This is a genomic window from Microvirga sp. GCM10011540, assembly GCF_042650665.1.
Classification (GTDB): domain Bacteria; phylum Pseudomonadota; class Alphaproteobacteria; order Rhizobiales; family Beijerinckiaceae; genus Microvirga; species Microvirga lenta.
Window position 1 is genome coordinate 100928 of record NZ_JBHSBQ010000141.1, and the last position, 18106, is coordinate 119033.

18 protein-coding genes are annotated in these 18106 nt (G+C 64.5%); 10 read left to right on the forward strand and 8 right to left on the reverse strand.

Annotation, left to right across the window (positions count from 1 at the left end):
- Positions 1-108: 108 nt before the first annotated feature.
- The 3 genes from ACFOYU_RS23545 (at position 109) to ACFOYU_RS23555 (ending at position 2503) form a co-directional block, all read left to right on the forward strand.
- Positions 109-378, forward strand: a complete 270-nt coding sequence (locus tag ACFOYU_RS23545; RefSeq protein ID WP_226740574.1) for a hypothetical protein — start codon at positions 109-111, stop codon at positions 376-378.
- A 96-nt stretch (positions 379-474) separates the two neighbouring features.
- Entirely contained in the window at positions 475-1299 is an 825-nt protein-coding gene (gene kynA, locus ACFOYU_RS23550) for a tryptophan 2,3-dioxygenase (RefSeq protein ID WP_226740571.1), read from the forward strand.
- A gap of 13 nt (positions 1300-1312) precedes the next feature.
- The gene (locus tag ACFOYU_RS23555) at positions 1313-2503 is read left to right on the forward strand and encodes an aminotransferase class V-fold PLP-dependent enzyme (RefSeq protein WP_377035443.1); all 1191 of its coding nucleotides are present in this window, start codon (positions 1313-1315) and stop codon (positions 2501-2503) included.
- Between the two features lie 60 nt (positions 2504-2563).
- Here ACFOYU_RS23555 and ACFOYU_RS23560 read toward each other — a convergent pair whose 3' ends face one another.
- The 7 genes from ACFOYU_RS23560 to argE form a co-directional block, all read right to left on the reverse strand.
- Complete coding sequence (locus tag ACFOYU_RS23560) at positions 2564-3112, reverse strand: PilZ domain-containing protein (protein ID WP_377035444.1); 549 nt, start codon at positions 3110-3112, stop codon at positions 2564-2566.
- Positions 3113-3247: 135 nt separating this feature from the next.
- A complete protein-coding gene (locus ACFOYU_RS23565; protein WP_377035445.1) occupies positions 3248-4252 on the reverse strand; it encodes an ABC transporter ATP-binding protein in 1005 nt (334 codons plus the stop codon).
- A complete protein-coding gene (locus ACFOYU_RS23570; protein ID WP_226740564.1) occupies positions 4249-5250 on the reverse strand; it encodes an ABC transporter ATP-binding protein in 1002 nt (333 codons plus the stop codon). The genes ACFOYU_RS23565 and ACFOYU_RS23570 overlap by 4 nt, the downstream gene beginning before the upstream one ends.
- A gap of 11 nt (positions 5251-5261) precedes the next feature.
- On the reverse strand, positions 5262-6218 hold the full coding sequence (locus tag ACFOYU_RS23575; protein WP_226740562.1) for an ABC transporter permease: 957 nt from the start codon (positions 6216-6218) through the stop codon (positions 5262-5264).
- A 10-nt stretch (positions 6219-6228) separates the two neighbouring features.
- Entirely contained in the window at positions 6229-7209 is a 981-nt protein-coding gene (locus tag ACFOYU_RS23580) for an ABC transporter permease (RefSeq protein ID WP_226740560.1), read from the reverse strand.
- Between the two features lie 107 nt (positions 7210-7316).
- Positions 7317-8915: an ABC transporter substrate-binding protein gene (locus tag ACFOYU_RS23585; RefSeq protein ID WP_226740558.1), complete on the reverse strand. Its 1599-nt coding sequence runs from the start codon at positions 8913-8915 to the stop codon at positions 7317-7319.
- Between the two features lie 154 nt (positions 8916-9069).
- On the reverse strand, positions 9070-10224 hold the full coding sequence (gene argE / locus ACFOYU_RS23590; RefSeq protein WP_377035446.1) for an acetylornithine deacetylase: 1155 nt from the start codon (positions 10222-10224) through the stop codon (positions 9070-9072).
- 142 nt (positions 10225-10366) lie between these two features.
- On the opposite strand from argE, the gene ACFOYU_RS23595 reads away from it, so the two are divergent.
- Together ACFOYU_RS23595 and ACFOYU_RS23600 are read left to right on the forward strand one after the other, a co-directional pair.
- Positions 10367-10762 carry a RidA family protein gene (locus tag ACFOYU_RS23595; protein ID WP_226740555.1) on the forward strand — a complete coding sequence of 132 codons (396 nt, stop codon included), beginning with the start codon at positions 10367-10369 and terminating at the stop codon, positions 10760-10762.
- Positions 10759-11745, forward strand: a complete 987-nt coding sequence (locus tag ACFOYU_RS23600) for a threonine/serine dehydratase (protein WP_377035447.1) — start codon at positions 10759-10761, stop codon at positions 11743-11745. Before ACFOYU_RS23595 ends, ACFOYU_RS23600 begins: the two co-directional genes overlap by 4 nt.
- 17 nt (positions 11746-11762) lie before the next feature.
- On the opposite strand, the gene ACFOYU_RS23605 is transcribed toward ACFOYU_RS23600, so the two are convergent.
- Positions 11763-12776, reverse strand: a complete 1014-nt coding sequence (locus tag ACFOYU_RS23605) for an SDR family oxidoreductase (protein WP_377035448.1) — start codon at positions 12774-12776, stop codon at positions 11763-11765.
- Between the two features lie 272 nt (positions 12777-13048).
- On the opposite strand from ACFOYU_RS23605, the gene ccoN reads away from it, so the two are divergent.
- The 5 genes from ccoN to ccoG all read left to right on the forward strand — a co-directional run bounded on the left by ccoN (position 13049) and on the right by ccoG (position 18094).
- Complete coding sequence (gene ccoN / locus ACFOYU_RS23610) at positions 13049-14686, forward strand: cytochrome-c oxidase, cbb3-type subunit I (protein WP_226740548.1); 1638 nt, start codon at positions 13049-13051, stop codon at positions 14684-14686.
- Between the two features lie 10 nt (positions 14687-14696).
- Complete coding sequence (ccoO, locus tag ACFOYU_RS23615) at positions 14697-15431, forward strand: cytochrome-c oxidase, cbb3-type subunit II (protein WP_226740547.1); 735 nt, start codon at positions 14697-14699, stop codon at positions 15429-15431.
- Positions 15432-15441: 10 nt separating this feature from the next.
- Positions 15442-15597, forward strand: coding sequence for a cbb3-type cytochrome c oxidase subunit 3 (locus tag ACFOYU_RS23620; RefSeq protein WP_226740545.1), 156 nt, complete (start codon positions 15442-15444; stop codon positions 15595-15597).
- 3 nt (positions 15598-15600) lie between these two features.
- Positions 15601-16485: a cytochrome-c oxidase, cbb3-type subunit III gene (gene ccoP / locus ACFOYU_RS23625; protein WP_377035449.1), complete on the forward strand. Its 885-nt coding sequence runs from the start codon at positions 15601-15603 to the stop codon at positions 16483-16485.
- Between the two features lie 139 nt (positions 16486-16624).
- A complete protein-coding gene (ccoG, locus tag ACFOYU_RS23630; RefSeq protein WP_377035450.1) occupies positions 16625-18094 on the forward strand; it encodes a cytochrome c oxidase accessory protein CcoG in 1470 nt (489 codons plus the stop codon).
- Positions 18095-18106: the final 12 nt, after the last annotated feature.

The following is an 18106-nucleotide window of genomic DNA, read 5'->3' on the forward strand; positions in this document are numbered from 1 at the left end:
CTTCGTAGGTTCCTTGCCGCCGCAACTCTAGTCTCGTCACGGGCGCCATTTCAACGCCCCCTCCCTGCCCTAGATGCGCAGGCGCGAACGTTTTCGGATTCGATGTCGATGAGTCGGATATCATGGGAGCAGGACAGCGTGGCGGGGGTGCCGCTTCAGCGGCACGTCGGGTTCGTCGGCACCGTCGAGGTCGGATCCGTTCAATACGACGGCAGCAACCGGTTCTGGATCTGGTCCAGCCCGCTCCAGGAGGATGCCTGGGGCTACGGCCCAACGGAGGGCGCCGCCAAGAGAGCCATGGAGCTGTGGCTGGCGTCCTGGCTCGAGAACTTCCGGGCCTTCTTCGAGCCGGCACCCGACCCGCCCGCGGGCCGCTGACCACATGCAATTGCTTTAAGGTTGAAATATCTTCGCTCGAATTTCATAATGCTCTCAGGGCGAAGACCTGGCAGCCGATAAGAAGGAGATGATGGCATGTCGACAGAAACGAACGACATACACACCGACTTCTCCGAAGGCATGAGCTACGGCGACTACCTCAGATTAGACGTCCTGCTCTCGGCCCAAAGCCCTATTTCCGACGAGCACGACGAACTCCTCTTCATCGTCATCCATCAGGTGAAGGAACTGTGGCTGAAGCTCCTGAACCGGGAACTGGACACGGCACTCGCCCATATACGCGCGGACGAGCTTCAGCCCTCCTTCAAGTGCTTCGCGCGCATCAACCGCATTCAGGAGCAGTTGATCCAGGCCTGGACGGTTCTGTCGACCATGACGCCCTCGGACTATCTCAGGTTCAGGCCGTCTCTGGGACGCTCCTCCGGTTTCCAGTCATGGCAGTACCGCCTCGTGGAGTTCAAGCTCGGCGCGAAGGATGCCATGAAGATCGCCCCCCATCGGCATCGTGGCGAAATCGCGGATCTGCTGGAGGGGGTCTACCATGCCCCGAGCCTTTACGACGAGGTGTTGCGCCTGCTTGCAAGGCGCGGATATGCCATTCCGGCCGAAATCCTCACCCGCGACGTGACGCGGCCTTACGAAGCCCATCCGGCCGTCGAGGCCGTGTGGGAGGAGATCTACCGGCATTCGGACGAGCGCTTCGACCTCTACGAGCTCGCCGAGGAACTCGTCGACCTCGAGGACGCATTCCAGCAATGGCGTTTCCGGCACATGAAGACGGTCGAACGCATCATCGGCATGCGGCAGGGCACCGGCGGCAGCGCCGGGGTCGCGTACCTGCGCAGGGCTCTCGAACAATCCTTTTTCCCCGAACTCTGGTCGGTCCGGACGAAGCTCTAACGAAACAGGTTCCATGCTCGATCTGCGCGCTCATTTCTCCCGGTTCCTGAACACAGAACCCGGTCGTCTCCATTTCGCGGCTCACAGCCACCATCCATGGCCCGACGTGACCCGGGACGCCCATCTCCAGGCGTGGGACGACGCGGCACGCCTGATGGACGACAAGTGGGAACATGTCCTCGGGCCGGTGCTGGAGGAATTCAGGTCGCATGTGGCGCGAAATCTCAGCCTGCCGGATTCGACAACCCTTGCGGTGGCACCCAACACCCATGAGTTCCTGAAACGCATCCTTTCATGCTTCCCGGCCGGGCAGAGCATCAGGATTCTGACATCCGACAGTGAATTCCACTCGTTCAGCCGGCAGATCGCGCGGCTCGAAGAGGACGGCGATGTTCTTGTGACCCGCGTTCCGGTCGAGCCCCTTGCCAGCTTTGAGGACCGGTTCGAGCAAGCGGCGGCAGCAGGGCACGACCTCGTCTTCGTCAGTCAGGTATTCTTCAGTTCCGGCTTTGTCGCCGACATCGAACGGATCGCAGAGATTGCCGGCGATGCCATGCTCGTCATCGACGGCTATCACGGGTTCATGGCCCGCCCGACGGATCTGAGCGGGTTGGCCAACCGGGCCTTCTATGTCGCGGGCGGGTACAAATACGCCATGGCGGGCGAAGGCGCATGCTTCATGCACTGCCCTCCCGGATGGGGAGCGCGGCCGAGCGACACCGGCTGGTTTGCCGCGTTCGGCGACCTGTCGAAGGCGCAGGGCGGCCAAGTTGCCTATAGCGAGGACGGCTGGCGCTTCATGGGAGCCACGTTCGACCCGTCCGGCCTCTATCGCTTCAATGCCGTGATGCGGTGGCTCGTCGGCGCAAGCATTACGGCAGAAGCAATCCACGACCATGTCGCGGCCTTGCAACAGGACTTTGTGCGGCAGGCGGCCCATTGCGCCGGCTTCGACCCGTCATCGCTCGTGGTGCCTGTCAGGGAGTCGAGGCGCGGGAACTTTCTCACCGTCGAGAGGCCGGATGCTCAGGCCGTCTATGACCGCCTGAAAGCCCAACGGGTCGTCACCGATGTCAGGGGAAACCGGCTCAGGCTAGGATTTGGGATCTATCAGACGCCGGAAGACGTGACTGAACTGGTTCGGCGCATCCACCAGGCAGACGCATTCCGGAAGGGCTCCATCGGAGCCCCCGTCTCGGCCTGAGCTGGATCCGTAGCGCCGGGCGTGTCAGGCGGGGAACTCTTGCAGGAGAGCGACCTGCCCCTAAACGGCGCTTCGACGGCCTCTCAACCGCCTTCGCTCCCAGCCATAAGGCCCGGTCCGGATGACGGTTCGCGCCGGCCTCAACTCGGCTGAGGGAACGCGGTCACCCTCCACGATGAGAAACCCGGCTTCACCCGACGCCGGGCGGAGATGGCGTGGTTCCGAGACCCTGGCGCCGACGGAGTTCGACTGGACGAGAACGGGATAGGATTGAGCCGGGGCGGACTGAGGCGCCGGGAGAGCAAGTGGCTGTTCATCCGCCTCGTCGGCACCGAAGGATACGCCCACGAAATCACCCTGCCGCCAGCGCATACGCGCCCGGTGAACCCGGATGTCGTGCGCGCAGATGAAAAGGTCGAATTGCTCGGGCAGGGCCACGTGCTGCTTGATGGCGATCTTTGCGCCGCCGGCCGAGAGATCCCGCACTTCGCAATGAAGCATGACCTCGGTGCCGATGACGATCTTCGCCTGCTGAAGCACCCGCATCCGCCTCGTGCGCCGGAGATTCAGCCTGCCAACGCCTGGAATTCTGGAACCGACCGGCTTCATCCGACAACCCGACGCAAACGTTAACGCGGATTAATCTTTGATCACACCTTCCCCGCTCCCTCAAGCGGCCGGGAAACGATATCCCACGATATTAAGCATAATGCACGGTCGTGGCAGCACCGCGCATCATCTGGATCAAGCCGCCGCGTGGGTCGTCGTCCGTCCCTCGTGCACCGCATGGCATGCGACGCCGCCCAGCAGCGGCGGCGCCTGCTCGACGCACCGCTCATTGGCCAAGGGGCACCGCGGATTGAAGGTGCAGCCGGATGGCGGACTGATGGGATTGGGGATTTCGCCGCTCACGGGAATGCGCTGACGGCCGGTCATGCCCACGTCCGGCACCGCGTCCAGAAGCATCCGCGTATAGGGGTGCTTCGGGTGGGTGAAGAGCTCGCGCCCCTCCGAGATCTCGACGATGCGGCCGAGATACATCACGCCGATCCTGCTCGCCATGTGGCGGACGACGGCGAGATTGTGGCTGATGAACAGGTAGGTCAGCCCGAGGCGGTCCTGCAGATCGCGCATGAGGTTGAGGATCTGCGCCTGAACCGACACGTCAAGGGCCGAAGTCGGCTCGTCGCAGACGATGAACTCGGCATCGGATGCAAGCGCCCGCGCGATGGCGACGCGCTGCCTCTGGCCGCCGGAGAACTCGTGCGGATACTTCTTGCCGTCGGCGGGATGGAGACCCACGAAGGACAGAAGCTCGCCGACCCGTGCGTTGATGTCCTTCTCGTCCTCGATCAGGCGGAAGGCCCGGATCGGCTCGGCGACGATCCTGTCGACCGACCACCTCGGATTGAGGCTGGCATAGGGATCCTGAAAGATCATCTGGATCCGGCGCCGGAGACGCTGGCGCTCACTGGACGCGGCCTGGCTCGACATGGAGATGCCGTCGATCATGACCTCGCCGCTCGTCGGCGGCAGCAGGCCCACGACCATGCGGGCAACCGTGGACTTGCCGGAGCCGGACTCGCCCACCAGGGCGAATGTCTCACCCTTGGCGATGTTGAACGAAACGCCGTCGACAGCTTTCAGGTACTGCTTCTCGCCGCCCTCAAGGACCCGGTTGAGCCATGGCTTCGACACGTCGAAAACGCGACGCAGGTCTTTGACTTCGACATAGGGACGCTCAGTCACGCAACAGCCTCCGACCGGACGGGAGATTGATCGTAGAGATGGCAGGCCACCCGGTGCTCGCTGTGCTGGATCGGGTCCGGACGCTCGACCCTACAGCGGTCGAACACGTTGGGGCAGCGCGGATTGAAGGGGCAGCCGGGAGGAATGGCCGAGAGGCGCGGCATGGAGCCCGGGATCTGCACGAGACGCTCCGAGGAGTCGTTCTCGAGAGACGGAATGGCCCCCATGAGCCCCTTGGCATATGGATGGAGCGGATTCTGCACCACGTCGCGCACGGGCCCGATCTCGGCGATCCGCCCCGCATACATGACGGCGACCCGGTCCGCCGTCTCGGCGATGACGCCCATATCGTGGGTCACCAGCATGATCGCGGTTCCATGCTCCCGCCCAAGACGCTTCAGGAGCGAAATGATCTGAGCCTGCACGGAGACGTCGAGCGCCGTGGTCGGCTCGTCGGCGATGATGAGCTCCGGCTCGGCGCAGAGGGCAAGGGCGATGACGACGCGCTGACGCATGCCGCCCGAGAATTCGTGCGGATAGCTGTCGATCCGCTTGTCCGGCGCCGGAATGCCGACCTCGGCCAGCAGGTCGATGGCGCGCTTGCGGGCCGCCGAGGCCGAGAGGTTGGTGTGGGTGCGGATGGTCTCGATCAGCTGCTCGCTGACCCGGTAGAGCGGATTGAGGCTCGTCAGCGGGTCCTGAAAGATCATGCCGATGCGCTTGCCGCGCACCCGGCGCATCTCCTCCGGCGGAAGATTGTCGATCCGCATGCCCGAGAGATGGATTTCGCCCCCGGCGATCCTACCAGGCGGGTCGATGAGGCCGATGACGGCGGAACCCGTGACCGATTTGCCCGCGCCGGATTCACCCACGACGCCGAGCACTTCGCCCTTGGCGATATCGAAGGAGATCCCGTCGATCGCCTTGAGGATGCCGCGCCGGGTGACGAACTCGACGCGCAGGTCGCGGACGGAGAGAACCGGATGCAGTACTGACATGGCTTTCTCCCTCACCTCAGCCGTGGATTGAGTGCGTCGCGCAGCCAATCACCCAATAGATTGATCGAGAGGACGAGAAGCGCCAGAGCGATACCCGGGAACGCGACGATCCACCACTCCCCCGAGAACAGGTAGTTGTTGCCGATGCGGATCAGGGTGCCGAGGGACGGCATGGTTTCGGGCATGCCGGTGCCCAGGAACGACAGGGTCGCCTCGGTGATGATGGCCAGTGCGAGGTTGATGGTGGCGATCACGAGGACCGGACCCAGCACGTTGGGCAGAACGTGCCGGAACATGATGACCGGAGCCGGCAGGCCGATGAGCCTCGCGGCCGCGATGTAGTCCTTGTTCTTCTCCACCATCACCGAGCCGCGCACGGTGCGGGCATACTGCACCCAGAAGCTCAGGCCGATGGAGAAGACCAGAACCGAGAGCGTCGTCCCCGCATCGAGCTGCCCGCCCAGCACCGACTTCACGACCCCGTCCACCAGGAGGGCGATCAGAATGGCCGGGAATGTGAGCTGCACGTCGGCGATGCGCATGATGACGGCATCGACGGTTCCGCCGACATAACCGGCGATGAGACCGAGCGCGATCCCGAGGGTGGCCGAGAAGGCGACGCCGAGAATGCCGACCGCAAGGGAGATGCGAAGGCCGTAGAGAATGGCCGAGAAGATGTCGCGCCCCTGCTCGTCGCTCCCCAGGAGGAACGGCGCCATACCCTCCGCATTCCAGATGGGAGGCAGGCGGCTGTTCAGGAGGTCGAGCTGAGCCGGATCGAAGGGATCCTGCGGCGCAAGGACTCCTGCGAGAACGGCCGCCGCCATGAAGAGCACCGTCAGGAACGCCGCCGCGATCGTCAGCTTGGAGCGTTTGAAACTCGCCCAGACATCGCTGTCCAGGAACCGGCCGACCCAGGAGGCCGGCTCCGATGGTGTCGTGGGCGCCGTTTGGATTGCTTCCGCCAAAGTACTCTCCTCAGGTCGGTTGACGGATGGTGGTTCTCAGGCGCGGGTCCACTACCGTGTAGAGGATATCGACGGCGAGATTGATCGCCACGAAGATCAGGGCGACGAGCATGAGGTATGCCGCCATGATCGGAATATCGACGTTCTGCACGGCCTGGACGAACAGGAGTCCCATGCCGGGCCACTGGAACACGGTCTCGGTGATGATCGCGAACGCGATGACCGAGCCGAACTGGAGGCCCACGATGGTGATGACCGGAACCAGGGTGTTCTTGAGGGCGTGGCCGAAGTGGATGGCGCGGGTGGTGAGTCCCCTCGCCCGGGCGAACTTGATGTAGTCCGTGCGCAGCACCTCGAGCATCTCGGCCCTGACGATACGCATGATCAGCGTCATCTGGAACAGGCCGAGCGTAATGGAGGGCATGATGAGCGCCTTCAGGCCCGAACCCGTCAGGAGCCCGGTCGACCACCAGCCCAGCTGCACCGTGTCGCCCCGTCCGTAGGATGGGAGCCATCCCAGCGTGACCGCGAACAGGTAGATGAGCAGAATGCCGATCAGGAATGTCGGCAGCGAAATGCCGATGAGCGAAATCGTCTGGAAGACCTTCGCCAGGACGCTGTCGCGCTTCAGACCGGAATAGACGCCCATCAGCACGCCGAACACCGTCGCGAAGATCGTGGCGCAGAGCGCCAGTTCGAGGGTGGCCGGCATTCTCTCGGCCAGAAGATCCGAGACCGGCTGGCGGAACTGGTAGGAAACGCCGAAATCCCCCTGGGCCGTCCGGACCAGATAACGTGCCATCTGGACGGGGACTGGATCGTCGAGGCCCAGAGAGCGCCGCACCTGCTCCCGCTCCGCCGCAGGCGTATCGATGGAGACGATCTGGTTCACCGGATCGCCGGCGAAGCGGAACATCGCGAAGGCGATGATGCCGACAGCCAGAAGAACACCGATGGCCTGGAGAGCCCTTCGGACGATGAAAGCAAGCATGAAAGGTCTCTTGATCGCAGCGCCGCGAGCCAAGCCGTTTGGCTCGAGCGTCCACCAATAAATTGTCCCGGGCAGCGTGCTGCCCGGGACGAGCGATCAGGCGCGGATTACTCCGTCTTCTGCGCCCAGTAGAGCAGCACCGAGTTGTCCGCACGCTGGTTGAGCTTCACCTTGTTGGAGACGCCCCAGGCCAGAGCCTGCTGGTGCAGCGGGATATAGCCGTACTCGTCGAACGTGATCTGGAAGGCTTCCTTGATCATCTGATCGCGCTTGGCCTTGTCGGTCTCCACCAGGATCTTGTCGGTCAGCTCGTCATGCTTCTTGTTGCAGAAGTTGCCGAGGTTCGACTCGCCGCGAGCGGATTGCGGGTTGTCGCGGCAGCCCTCGATATCGTGCAGCACGTTGTGGCTGTCGAAGGTGCCGGGGGTCCAGCCCAGCAGGTAGAAGGAGGTGTTGTAGTTGCCGGACTTCAGCACCTTGGCGAAATACTGCGCCTTCGGCTGGGCCATCAGGTTCACCTTGATGCCGGCACGGGCGAGCATGCTGACGACGGCCTGGCAGATCGCCTCGTCATTGACGTAGCGGTCGTTCGGGCAATCCATGCCGACCTCGAAGCCGTTCGGATACCCGGCTTCGGCCAGGAGCTTCTTGGCGCCTTCGAGGTCGTATTTCGGACGCTCGAAGTCCTTGGAATGGGCGAAGAGTTCCGGCGCGATCATGAGGGCCGACGGCGTGGCCAAGCCGCGCATGACGCGGGACTTGATGGTCTCGACGTCGATGGCCTTGTAGAACGCCTCGCGGACGCGCTTGTCCTTGAACGGGTTCTTGCCCTTGACGTTCGAGAAGAGGAGCTCGTCGCGGGTCTGGTCCATGCCGAGGAAGATCGTGCGCAGTTCAGGACCGGACAGAACCTTGGCGTTCGGGCTGCTGTTCACGCGCTGGATGTCCTGCAGCGGAACCGGCTCGATCACGTCCACCTCGCCTGATAGCAGCGCGGCGACACGGGTCGCATCGGAGCCGATCGGGGTGAAGACGATCTCGTCCAGATTGTGCTCGGGCTTGTCCCACCACTCCTTGTTGGCCTTGAAGACGGTCTTCACGCCCGGCTGGTGGCTCTCGATCTTGAACGGACCGGTGCCGTTCGCATTCAGAGCGGCGTAGCTGGGGGTGGTGGCCGCCGCCGGCGTCGGAGCCGTGGCGTTGTTCGCCTCCGCCCATTCCTTGTCCAGGATGTACCAGGTATCCCACTGGGAGTTCAGGATCGGGTTGGGGGTCTTGAGCTTGACGTCGATGGTGTGGTCATCGACCTTCACGAACTCGGCATTGCTCGGCACGCGGGTCTGGAAGTTGGAGCCCTGCGCCCGCACGCGGTTCGCGGAGAAGATCACGTCATCGGCCGTGAAGTCGTTGCCGTTGTGGAACTTGACGCCCTTGCGCAGGAAGAAGCGCCAGGTCAGACCGTCCTCGCTGACCTCCCAGCGCTCAGCGAGGCCGGGCTGGATGGCGAGGTCCTTGCCACGCTTGGTGAGGCCCTCGTAGACGTGGCCGAGATGGGCGTTGGTGGTCGTCTCGTTCACCGTATAGGGGTCGAGCGACTTCAGGTCGCCCTGGTTGGCGTACCGCAGGGTCACGGCCATGGCCGGCACAGCTGCGCCCACCAGAAGCGCGGCAGCGGTGGCTGCAAGAATTTTGGTTCGCATCGTCATTGCGTATCGTTCTCCACTGGAAGTCCCGCGTCGTTGCGCGATGTTCTTTATTCATGGAGGAGCTCGGCCTGAGGCAGTCTCCTCCCGGGAGGGCAAGGTTAGGCAGGAAAAGGTGCCATGGTCTAGCCCTGACTTTGAATATCTTGGTCAGGATTTAGGCACAAAGGTCGCTCACCAGGCGGCGCAGCACCCGCTCACCGGCCGCAAACTCGCTGATTTCGATGTATTCGTCCGGCTGGTGCGCCTGGGCGATGTCCCCCGGGCCGCAGACGACCGTGGACCACCCGACCTTCTGGAACAGGCCCGCCTCGGTGCCGTAGGAGACCACATGGGTCCCGTTGTCGCCGGTCAGGCGCCGCATGAGGCGCTCCGCCTCGCCGTCCGTCTCGGGCCGTAGGCCCGGCACCTCGGCGATCAGCTCGACGGCGATTCCGGTCTCCGGAACGACGGCCTTCATCCGGGGCTCGATCACGTCGCGGATATAGGCCTTATAGCGCTCCATGTACTCCACCGGATCCTCGGTCGGAATGGCGCGGATGTCGCTGAAGAACCAGGCGGAGGACGAAACGATATTGGCGGCGGTGCCGCCGACGATCATGCCGCAATGCAGGGTCGTATAGGGCGGCTCGAACGGATTCGCGGGATCGACCCGGCGCCTGTTCTCCTCCATCACATCTTCGTGCCAAGTGATCAGGCGGGCGGCGTTCATGACGGCGCTGACGCCCTGATCGATGCGGCTCGAATGGACGGCATATCCGGTCACATGGGTGCGCAACTGCACGGAAGCCTTGTGTCCGGTGACCACCGCATGGCGCGTGGGCTCGCCCACGATCACGGCAGCCGGAGTGGGAATAGTGTCCGCCATGGCCCGCACCATCGACGGCGCGCCGCGGCAGGCCAGCTCCTCGTCGTAGGAGAGGGCGATGTGGACGGGGCGCTTCAGCGGAGCCTGCACCATGTCCGGCACGAGAGCCAGAACCAGGGCATCGAAGCCCTTCATGTCGGTGGTGCCGCGCCCATACAGGCGGCCGTCCCTCTCCGTCAGAGTCCACGGATCGCTGGTCCATGCCTGCCCCTCGACCGGCACCACATCGGTATGGCCGGACAGCACGATGCCGCCTTCGACACGCGGACCGATCGTTGCATAGAGATTGGCCTTGTCCCCCTCGGGGCTCATCACGAGGGTGCTTTCCACCCCATGGCTCTGCAGCCAGTCGCGGCAGAAGTGGATGAGATCGAGATTGCTGCTGGTCGAGACGCTCGGAAAGGCAATCAAACGCGCGAGCATCTCGCGAGAGGACAGGGACATCGAGAAACCTCCTTGAAGGACCCGCAGCATCCGGTTCTCGGGGGCAGGTGGTCAAGCTTCATTTCTGGGCGCGGAGTGCACAAGATCGGTTGACGCGGGCGGTTCACCCCACAATGATCTGCCGCCTTTCATCATCGGTCTCATGACACGCAACGCTGTTCTCACCGCCCGCGCCGCTCCGCCCAAGGGCGTCTATTCTCAAGCCGTCCGCGCAGGCGACCTCGTCTTCGTTTCGGGACAGCTGCCGCTCGACGCGAATGGCGCTCTCGTGGGAGAGGGCGACATTCGGGCGCAGACGCAGGCGGTGTTCGACAACATCGCCGCCATTCTCGACGCAGCCGGAGCCTCCCTCGACCAGGTGGTCAAGACCACCGTCTTCCTGACCGACATCGACGATTTCGCCGCCATGAACGAGATCTATGCCGCGAACTTCGCCCCGCCCTACCCCGCGCGCTCGACGATCGAGATCGGCCGACTTCCTCCCGGAATGCGCATCGAAATCGAGTGCATCGCCTTTGCAGAACGGAAAACCGCATGACCGCCTTTGACGTAACCCTGTCCGACATCGAAGCCGCGCGCGCCCGCATCGCCGGAAAGGTGCGGCGGACGCCGGCCTTCGCCAGCCCCGACGTGTCGGCCCGGCTCGGACGTCGCACGGCCCTGAAGCTGGAAGCGCTGCAGATGGCCGGCTCTTTCAAGGTCAGAGGCGTCTTCAACAAGGTCATGACCATGACCGACGCCGAGCGCCAGCGCGGTCTCGTGACGGTCTCCGGCGGCAACCATGCCATCGCCGTCGCGAACGTGGCCGGCACCCTCGGGATCGATGCCCTCGTGCTCATGCCGAAGGTCACGCCCCGGTTCAACGTGGACCTGACGCTCAAGCTCGGCGCGCGCGTGGAGCTCTGCGACGATGCGGCGGAAGCTTTCGCCAAGGCCGAAGCCTATCAGAGCGAGGGCAAGGTCTTCGTCCACCCCTATGACGATCCGGCGATCATCTCGGGGCACGGTACGCTCGGCCTCGAATTTCTGGACGATATTCCCGACCTCACCCACGTCTTCGTCTCGATCGGCGGCGGCGGCTTCATGGCGGGGGTCGCGGCGGCCCTGAAGGCGAAGCGACCCGCCCTCACCGTCTATGGAGTCGAGACGGTCGGAGCGCAGACGATGACCGAGGCGCTCAAGGCCGACAAGCCGGTGACGATTCGCGCCACGTCGGTGGCCCGCACCCTCGGCGCCCCTTTCGCCACGCCGCGCACCATCGCTGCGGCCAAGAGCTTCCTCGAGCAGATCGTCCTCGTGGAAGATCAGCCGGTCATCGACGATGTGAGCTGGATTCTCCAAACCGAGAAGGTGCTGTGCGAGCCGGCCGCCGCCTGCGTCCTGACCGCAGCCGAGCGCATCGCCCCCACCCTGCCCCAGGATGCCGTCGTCGGGCTGGTGCTCTGCGGCTCCAACGTCTCGCTTCAGGATCTCGACGCATGGCGCGGCGAAGCCGCAGCGCCCCAGGCCCGCACGGCCTGATGCTCCACGCCTGACCGCTACCGCCGCCGGCGTGCCGGCAGGGCTCCGGCGGTCACGGCGGCCCCGATGCCCAACGCGGCTGCGGCGAGCGCCAGGCCCAGATAGCGGCCGCCTCGACCGCGCGCCCCACCGTTTGCCCGCAATCCCCCGCTCACGGTCGCGCCCCGGTCCACGGGCCGCATCACGGCACCTTCCGTCCGAGGGGCGGGCGAAGCGTGCCGGAGGAACCGGCGCATCGCCGCGCCCATGATGTGCTCGGTCGGCCCCGGAAACAGGGCATAGGCCACCTGTCCCGCCCGCGCCGGCCACCCGACGGCGACCTCGTCTCGCGGCCAATCGACGAGGCCGACGATCTTCTCGGCCACGTCCTCGGGAGGATAGACGACCCCGCTGGGCTCCAGGGCCCGGCCGGACACATTCGCGCCGTGGACGAAGCCCGGAGTGTCGATGATCGAGGGGAACACCGCGCAGACATGGATGTCCGCGTGGTCCTTCAGCTCCTGGCGGAGGCTCGCCGTGAAGCCCCGCAGGCCGAACTTGCTCGCCGTGTAGGCCGCCGCGAAGGGGGTGGGCGCCCAGCCGCCCATCGAGATATTGTTGATGAGCACCCCGTGCCCCTGCCGCAGGAAGATCGGCACGACCGCCGCGGCACCGTACATGGTGCCTAGCAGGTTGATCTCGATCACCTGCCGGTGCAGCTCGATTCGGGCTTCCGTATAGGGGCCGAACACGCCCGTGCCGGCATTGTTGACCCAGACGTCGATCCTTCCGAAGGCGTCCATGGCCGCCTGGGCGAGGTTCGATACCGCCTCGGCGTCCGTCACGTCGGTGGGAACCGCAATCGCTTCCGCTCCGAGCTTTTCGCACTCGTGGACCACCTCCCTGAGGATCTGCGCCCGCCTTGCGGCGAGGACGAGACGGGCGCCCCGTGCGGCAAAGCTGTGGGCGGTCGCTCTCCCGATGCCGCTCGAGGCTCCGGTGATCACCACGACATCCGGGCTTCGAGAGCGTTTCGTGGAAAAAAGGGCCATGGGAAGATCCTGGTCGCGGGGTGGAAAATCTCCCAGCGGAAAGCCCCGACACCCTGAAGATGTTCCGCTGGGACCGGAACGCCCTCTGCAGAAGCCGCGGTTTCGGGCTGCTCCCCTGAAAGCCCGAGGACCCGGAAGGGGTGGATTGATCTGAATCAATGCCGCTCCACCCCCTGCCTCCTAGAGCCTTTTCTTAAGAGCGAAGCTTTCTGCCTTGCTCCCCCCATAGAAGGTTCTGGCCTATGGCTCACGCGGCAGCAGCCCCTAAAAGTATGACATTCGGCGAGGCGGGCTCCACCCTCGCCTTTGCAGTCCTGGCTTTCCTAAGCCTCATCATTGCAGCGAAGGCGCATACTCCCGAATACGCCTTCCACGCCTATCTCTTTACGGCTGCCTTCGCGGCAGCCGCCTTCAAGATCGTCGATCGCTACTACGACCGCCCGGCGGCGCTGCCGCCCCTGACGATCAACGGCAAGCCGAACTACAACATGGGGCCGGTCAAGTTCGGGACCATCGCCGCCGTGGTGTGGGGCATCGCCGGCTTTACGGTCGGTCTTCTGATCGCCCTGCAGCTGGCCTTTCCGGCGCTGAACTTCGACACATCCTGGCTGTCCTTCGGCCGCATGCGCCCGCTGCACACATCCGCGGTGATCTTCGCCTTCGGCGGCAACGTGCTGATCGCCACCTCGTTCTACGTGGTCCAGCGCACCTGCCGCGCACGGCTCGTGGGCGATCTCGCCCCCTGGTTCGTGGTGCTCGGCTACAACCTGTTCATCGTCATCGCGGGCACGGGCTACCTGCTCGGCATCACGCAGGGCAAGGAATACGCCGAGCCCGAGTGGTACGCGGATCTCTGGCTGACCGTCGTCTGGGTCGCCTATTTCCTGGTTTTCCTCGGCACGGTCATGCGCCGCAAGGAGCCCCACATCTACGTGGCGAACTGGTTCTATCTCGCCTTCATCCTCACCATCGCCGTCCTGCATATCGGCAACAACGCGACGATTCCCGTCTCGGTCTTCTCGCCGAAGAGCTACATCGTCTGGGCGGGCGTGCAGGACGCCATGGTGCAGTGGTGGTACGGCCACAACGCTGTCGGCTTCTTCCTGACCGCCGGCTTCCTCGCCATCATGTACTACTTCATCCCGAAGCGGGCCGAGCGGCCGGTCTATTCCTACCGGCTCTCCATCATCCACTTCTGGGCCCTGATCTTCATGTATATCTGGGCCGGTCCGCACCACCTGCACTACACCGCCCTGCCCGACTGGGCGCAGACCCTGGGCATGACCTTCTCGATCATGCTGTGGATGCCCTCCTGGGGCGGCATGATCAACGGCCTCATGACCCTCTCGGGCGCCTGGGACAAGCTCCGCACGGATCCGGTGCTGCGCCTCATGGTGGTGTCCGTCGCCTTCTACGGCATGGCGACCTTCGAAGGCCCGCTGATGTCCGTGAAGGCCGTCAACTCCCTCTCCCACTACACCGACTGGACCATCGGACACGTCCATTCCGGTGCGCTGGGCTGGGTCGCCTACATCTCCTTCGGCGCGATCTACTGCCTCGTTCCGTGGCTGTGGAACAAGAAGGAGCTCTACTCGATGAAGGCCGTCAGCTGGCACTTCTGGATCTCGACCCTCGGCATCGTCCTGTACATCACGTCGATGTGGGTCGCGGGCATCCTGCAGGGCCTCATGTGGCGCGCCTACACGGGCCTGGGCTTCCTCGAATACTCGTTCATCGAGACCGTCGAGGCGATGCATCCCTTCTACGTCATCCGCGCACTTGGCGGCGCCCTCTTCGTGGCCGGCAGCCTGATCATGGCCTGGAACGTCTGGAAGACGATCTCCAGCGCCGAGGAGATCCAGGAAGAAGCCGCCCTTCCCGCTCAGCCCGTGCTCATCGCAGCGGAGTAAAGGAACGAACATGTCACTCTGGTCCCGTCACAAGATCTTCGAGACCAACTCGATCATCCTCATCATCGGCGTGCTGTTCGTCATCGCGATCGGCGGCCTCGTGGAGATCGTGCCGCTCTTCTACCTGAAGAGCACCATCGAGAAGGTGGAGGGCATCAGGCCCTACACCCCGCTCGAGCTGGCCGGCCGCAACGTCTATGTCCGCGAGGGCTGCTACAACTGCCACAGCCAGATGGTGCGGCCGCTGCGCGACGAGGTGGAGCGCTATGGCCCCTACTCCCTGGCAGCCGAGAGCATGTACGACCGGCCGTTCCAGTGGGGCTCCAAGCGTACCGGCCCCGACCTCGCCCGCGTCGGCAACAAGTACTCCGACGAGTGGCACCGCGACCACCTGAAGGACCCCCGCGCGGTGGTGCCCGGATCGATCATGCCGAGCTACCCCTGGCTGGCGGAACGGGAGATCGACGTCGCCCGCGTCGCCGAGGACATGAAGGTGCAGGCCACGCTCGGCGTGCCCTACTCGCCCGAAATGATCGCCAAGGCGGCTTCCGACCTGAAGACCCAGGCCGCCAACGACGACCCGAACGCGACTGCGCTTGCCGAGCGCTATCCCAAGGCCGCGGCACGGGACTACGACGCCAACCCGCACCGGATCACGGAAGCGGACGCCTTGATCGCCTACCTCCAGATGCTCGGGACGCAGGTCGACTTCAAGCTCTACGACGACAAGGCGAACGTGCGCTGAGGAGAGAAAGATGCTCGAAACCTACAAATTCCTCGCCGGCTTCGCCCAGACCTGGGGGCTGCTCTACTTCGTGACCGTCTTCCTGGCGGTCCTGGTCTACGCCCTCGCCCCTTCGCGGAAGAGCCGCTTCGACGCGGCCGCCCACATGCCTCTCCAGGAGGACTGATCCATGGCTCACGACACCCACGAACAGATTGACGCCGTCACGGGCGTCAGCACGACGGGCCATAGCTGGGACGAAATCCAGGAGCTCAACAACCCCCTGCCGCGCTGGTGGCTCTGGAGCTTCTACGCCACCATCGTCTGGGCCATCGCCTATTGCATCGCCTACCCGGCATGGCCCCTGGTCTCCTCCTATACCACCGGCGTGTTCGGGTGGCATTCGCGGGAGGCCATCGTTCAGGACCTGGATGCCCTGAAGGCGCAGCGCTCCGGCATGACCACCAAGCTGGCGCAGGCCTCGCTCGACGAGATCCGCCAGGATCCCGAGCTCTTCGCCTTCGCCCGGGCTCAGGGCAAGGCGGCTTTCGGCGACAACTGCGCCGGCTGCCACGGCGCGGGCGGCGCGGGGGCCAAGGGCTATCCGAACCTGAACGACGACGACTGGCTCTGGGGCGGCTCGCTCCAGGAGATCGAGCAGACGATCCGCTTCGGTGCCCGCGCCTCGCTCGACAAGGGCCATCAGGGCACCATGCCGGCCTTCGGCCGCGACGGGATGCTCAAGCGCCAGGAGCTCTCGCAGGTGTCGGATTTCGTGCGGTCCCTCTCCGGGCTGCCGGTGGACAAGGGCGCCAACATTGCCGGCGGCGCGAAGATCTTCGCCGACAACTGCGCGGCCTGCCACGGCGACAAGGGCCAGGGCAACCGGGAACTCGGCGCGCCGAACCTCTCGGACCAGATCTGGCTCTACGGGTCGGACAAGGCCGTCATCATGGACGGGCTCTGGAACGGCCGCGGCAGCGTGATGCCTGCCTGGAACGACCGTCTGGACGACACGACCATCAAGGCCCTCACCCTCTACGTGAACTCGCTGGGAGGCGCTCAGCCGCACTGACGGCACCTCCTGGTGAGCAACGGCACGCGGCCGGCGGATCATCCGCCGGCCGCTTTGCTTTGACCCAAATCAAGGCGTTCGGCCGACCTGCTCCGTATGGAGGAAGCATAACCGATCCTGAACGATTGCGGCGGATTCGATGGCTGACGCCCCCCTTGCCAAATCTCTTGCAGCTCCGGCACCTGCCTCCGCCGAGGAGGCGCCTCTCTACGTCCCGCGCAGGCAGATCTATCCCCAGGCCGTGAAAGGCCGATTCCGGACGATCAAGTGGGTCGTGCTCGCCATCGCGCTCGGCATCTACTATTTCCTGCCCTTCATCCGCTGGGACCGCGGCCCCAACGCGCCCGATCAGGCCATCCTGGTCGATCTGGCCAACGGCCGCTTCTATTTCTTCTTCATCGAAATCTGGCCGCAGGAGGTCTATTACCTCACGGGCCTCCTCGTGCTGGCCTCCCTCGTGCTGTTCCTCATGAACGCCGTCGCGGGGCGCGTCTGGTGCGGCTATCTCTGCCCGCAGACCGTCTGGACCGATCTCTTCTATGCCGTCGAGCGCCTGATCGAGGGCGACCGGCGCGAGCGGATGAAGAAGGCGAAGGAAAAGTGGACCCTCGAAATCCTCGCGCAGAAGGTTCTCAAGCACTCCATCTGGATCCTCATCGCCTGGTGGACAGGCGGCGCCTGGGTCCTCTACTTCGCGGACGCGCCGACTCTCGTGAAGGAGCTTGCAACGTTCCAGGCTCCCGCCATGGCCTATATCTGGATCGGCATTCTCACCTTCACGACCTACACCCTCGCCGGGTTCATGCGCGAGCAGGTCTGCACCTATATGTGCCCCTGGCCCCGTATTCAGGCCGCCCTGACCGACGAATACGCCCTCAACGTCACCTATCGCTATGACCGGGGCGAGCCGCGCGGCTCGGTGAAGAAGGCCGAGGTTCTGCGCAAGCAGGGGCTGCCCGCAGGCGATTGCGTCGACTGCGTGCAATGCGTCGCCGTGTGCCCGACCGGGGTCGACATCCGCAAGGGCCTGCAACTCGACTGCATCCAGTGCGGCCTGTGCATCGATGCCTGCGACTCGGTGATGACGAAGATCGGCCGTCCCACCGGCCTCATCGCCTATGACACCGACATGAACGTGCAGGCCAGGATCGAGGGCAAGCCCGAGGTCCGCCGCATCGTTCGGCCCAGGACCATCCTCTATGCAGGGCTCATCGCGCTGGTGGGCATCGTCATGATCGCCGCGCTCGCGATGCGCCAGAACATCGATCTGAACGTGATGCACGACCGCAACCCGATCTTCGTGCGCCTCTCGGACGGCTCGATCCGCAACGCCTACACGATCCGTGTGGCGAACAAGCACCTCGAAGAGCGCCGCTACACCCTGAACGTGGAAGGCCTCGACGGCGCCAGGCTCGACATCGTCGGCGGGCGCATCGACCAGGATGGGCAGCCCATCCTGTCGGTCGGACCGGATCAAACCCTGGAAATGCGCGTCCTCGTCACGGCGGCAGGCGATGCGCCTGCCTCCTCGACCGACCTGCGCTTCATCCTCACCGATCTCGCTAGCGGCGAAACCGCCCGCGCGAGGGATCATTTCAAGGCTCCCTGAGAGGACAATTTC

Bases quoted from the DNA above. Each gene is read 5' to 3' on its own strand.
- argE (WP_377035446.1), bottom strand. From the start codon at position 10,224: ATGTCCCTGTCCTCTCGCGAGATGCTCGCGCGTTTGATTGCCTTTCCG.
- ACFOYU_RS23545 (WP_226740574.1), top strand. From the start codon at position 109: ATGAGTCGGATATCATGGGAGCAGGACAGCGTGGCGGGGGTGCCGCTT.
- ACFOYU_RS23580 (WP_226740560.1), bottom strand. From the start codon at position 7,209: ATGCTTGCTTTCATCGTCCGAAGGGCTCTCCAGGCCATCGGTGTTCTT.
- ccoN (WP_226740548.1), top strand. From the start codon at position 13,049: ATGACATTCGGCGAGGCGGGCTCCACCCTCGCCTTTGCAGTCCTGGCT.
- ACFOYU_RS23605 (WP_377035448.1), bottom strand. From the start codon at position 12,776: ATGGCCCTTTTTTCCACGAAACGCTCTCGAAGCCCGGATGTCGTGGTG.
- ACFOYU_RS23560 (WP_377035444.1), bottom strand. From the start codon at position 3,112: ATGAAGCCGGTCGGTTCCAGAATTCCAGGCGTTGGCAGGCTGAATCTC.
- ACFOYU_RS23620 (WP_226740545.1), top strand. From the start codon at position 15,442: ATGCTCGAAACCTACAAATTCCTCGCCGGCTTCGCCCAGACCTGGGGG.
- kynA (WP_226740571.1), top strand. From the start codon at position 475: ATGTCGACAGAAACGAACGACATACACACCGACTTCTCCGAAGGCATG.
- ACFOYU_RS23570 (WP_226740564.1), bottom strand. From the start codon at position 5,250: ATGTCAGTACTGCATCCGGTTCTCTCCGTCCGCGACCTGCGCGTCGAG.
- ccoO (WP_226740547.1), top strand. From the start codon at position 14,697: ATGTCACTCTGGTCCCGTCACAAGATCTTCGAGACCAACTCGATCATC.
- ACFOYU_RS23600 (WP_377035447.1), top strand. From the start codon at position 10,759: ATGACCGCCTTTGACGTAACCCTGTCCGACATCGAAGCCGCGCGCGCC.
- ACFOYU_RS23595 (WP_226740555.1), top strand. From the start codon at position 10,367: ATGACACGCAACGCTGTTCTCACCGCCCGCGCCGCTCCGCCCAAGGGC.
- ACFOYU_RS23555 (WP_377035443.1), top strand. From the start codon at position 1,313: ATGCTCGATCTGCGCGCTCATTTCTCCCGGTTCCTGAACACAGAACCC.
- ccoP (WP_377035449.1), top strand. From the start codon at position 15,601: ATGGCTCACGACACCCACGAACAGATTGACGCCGTCACGGGCGTCAGC.
- ccoG (WP_377035450.1), top strand. From the start codon at position 16,625: ATGGCTGACGCCCCCCTTGCCAAATCTCTTGCAGCTCCGGCACCTGCC.
- ACFOYU_RS23585 (WP_226740558.1), bottom strand. From the start codon at position 8,915: ATGACGATGCGAACCAAAATTCTTGCAGCCACCGCTGCCGCGCTTCTG.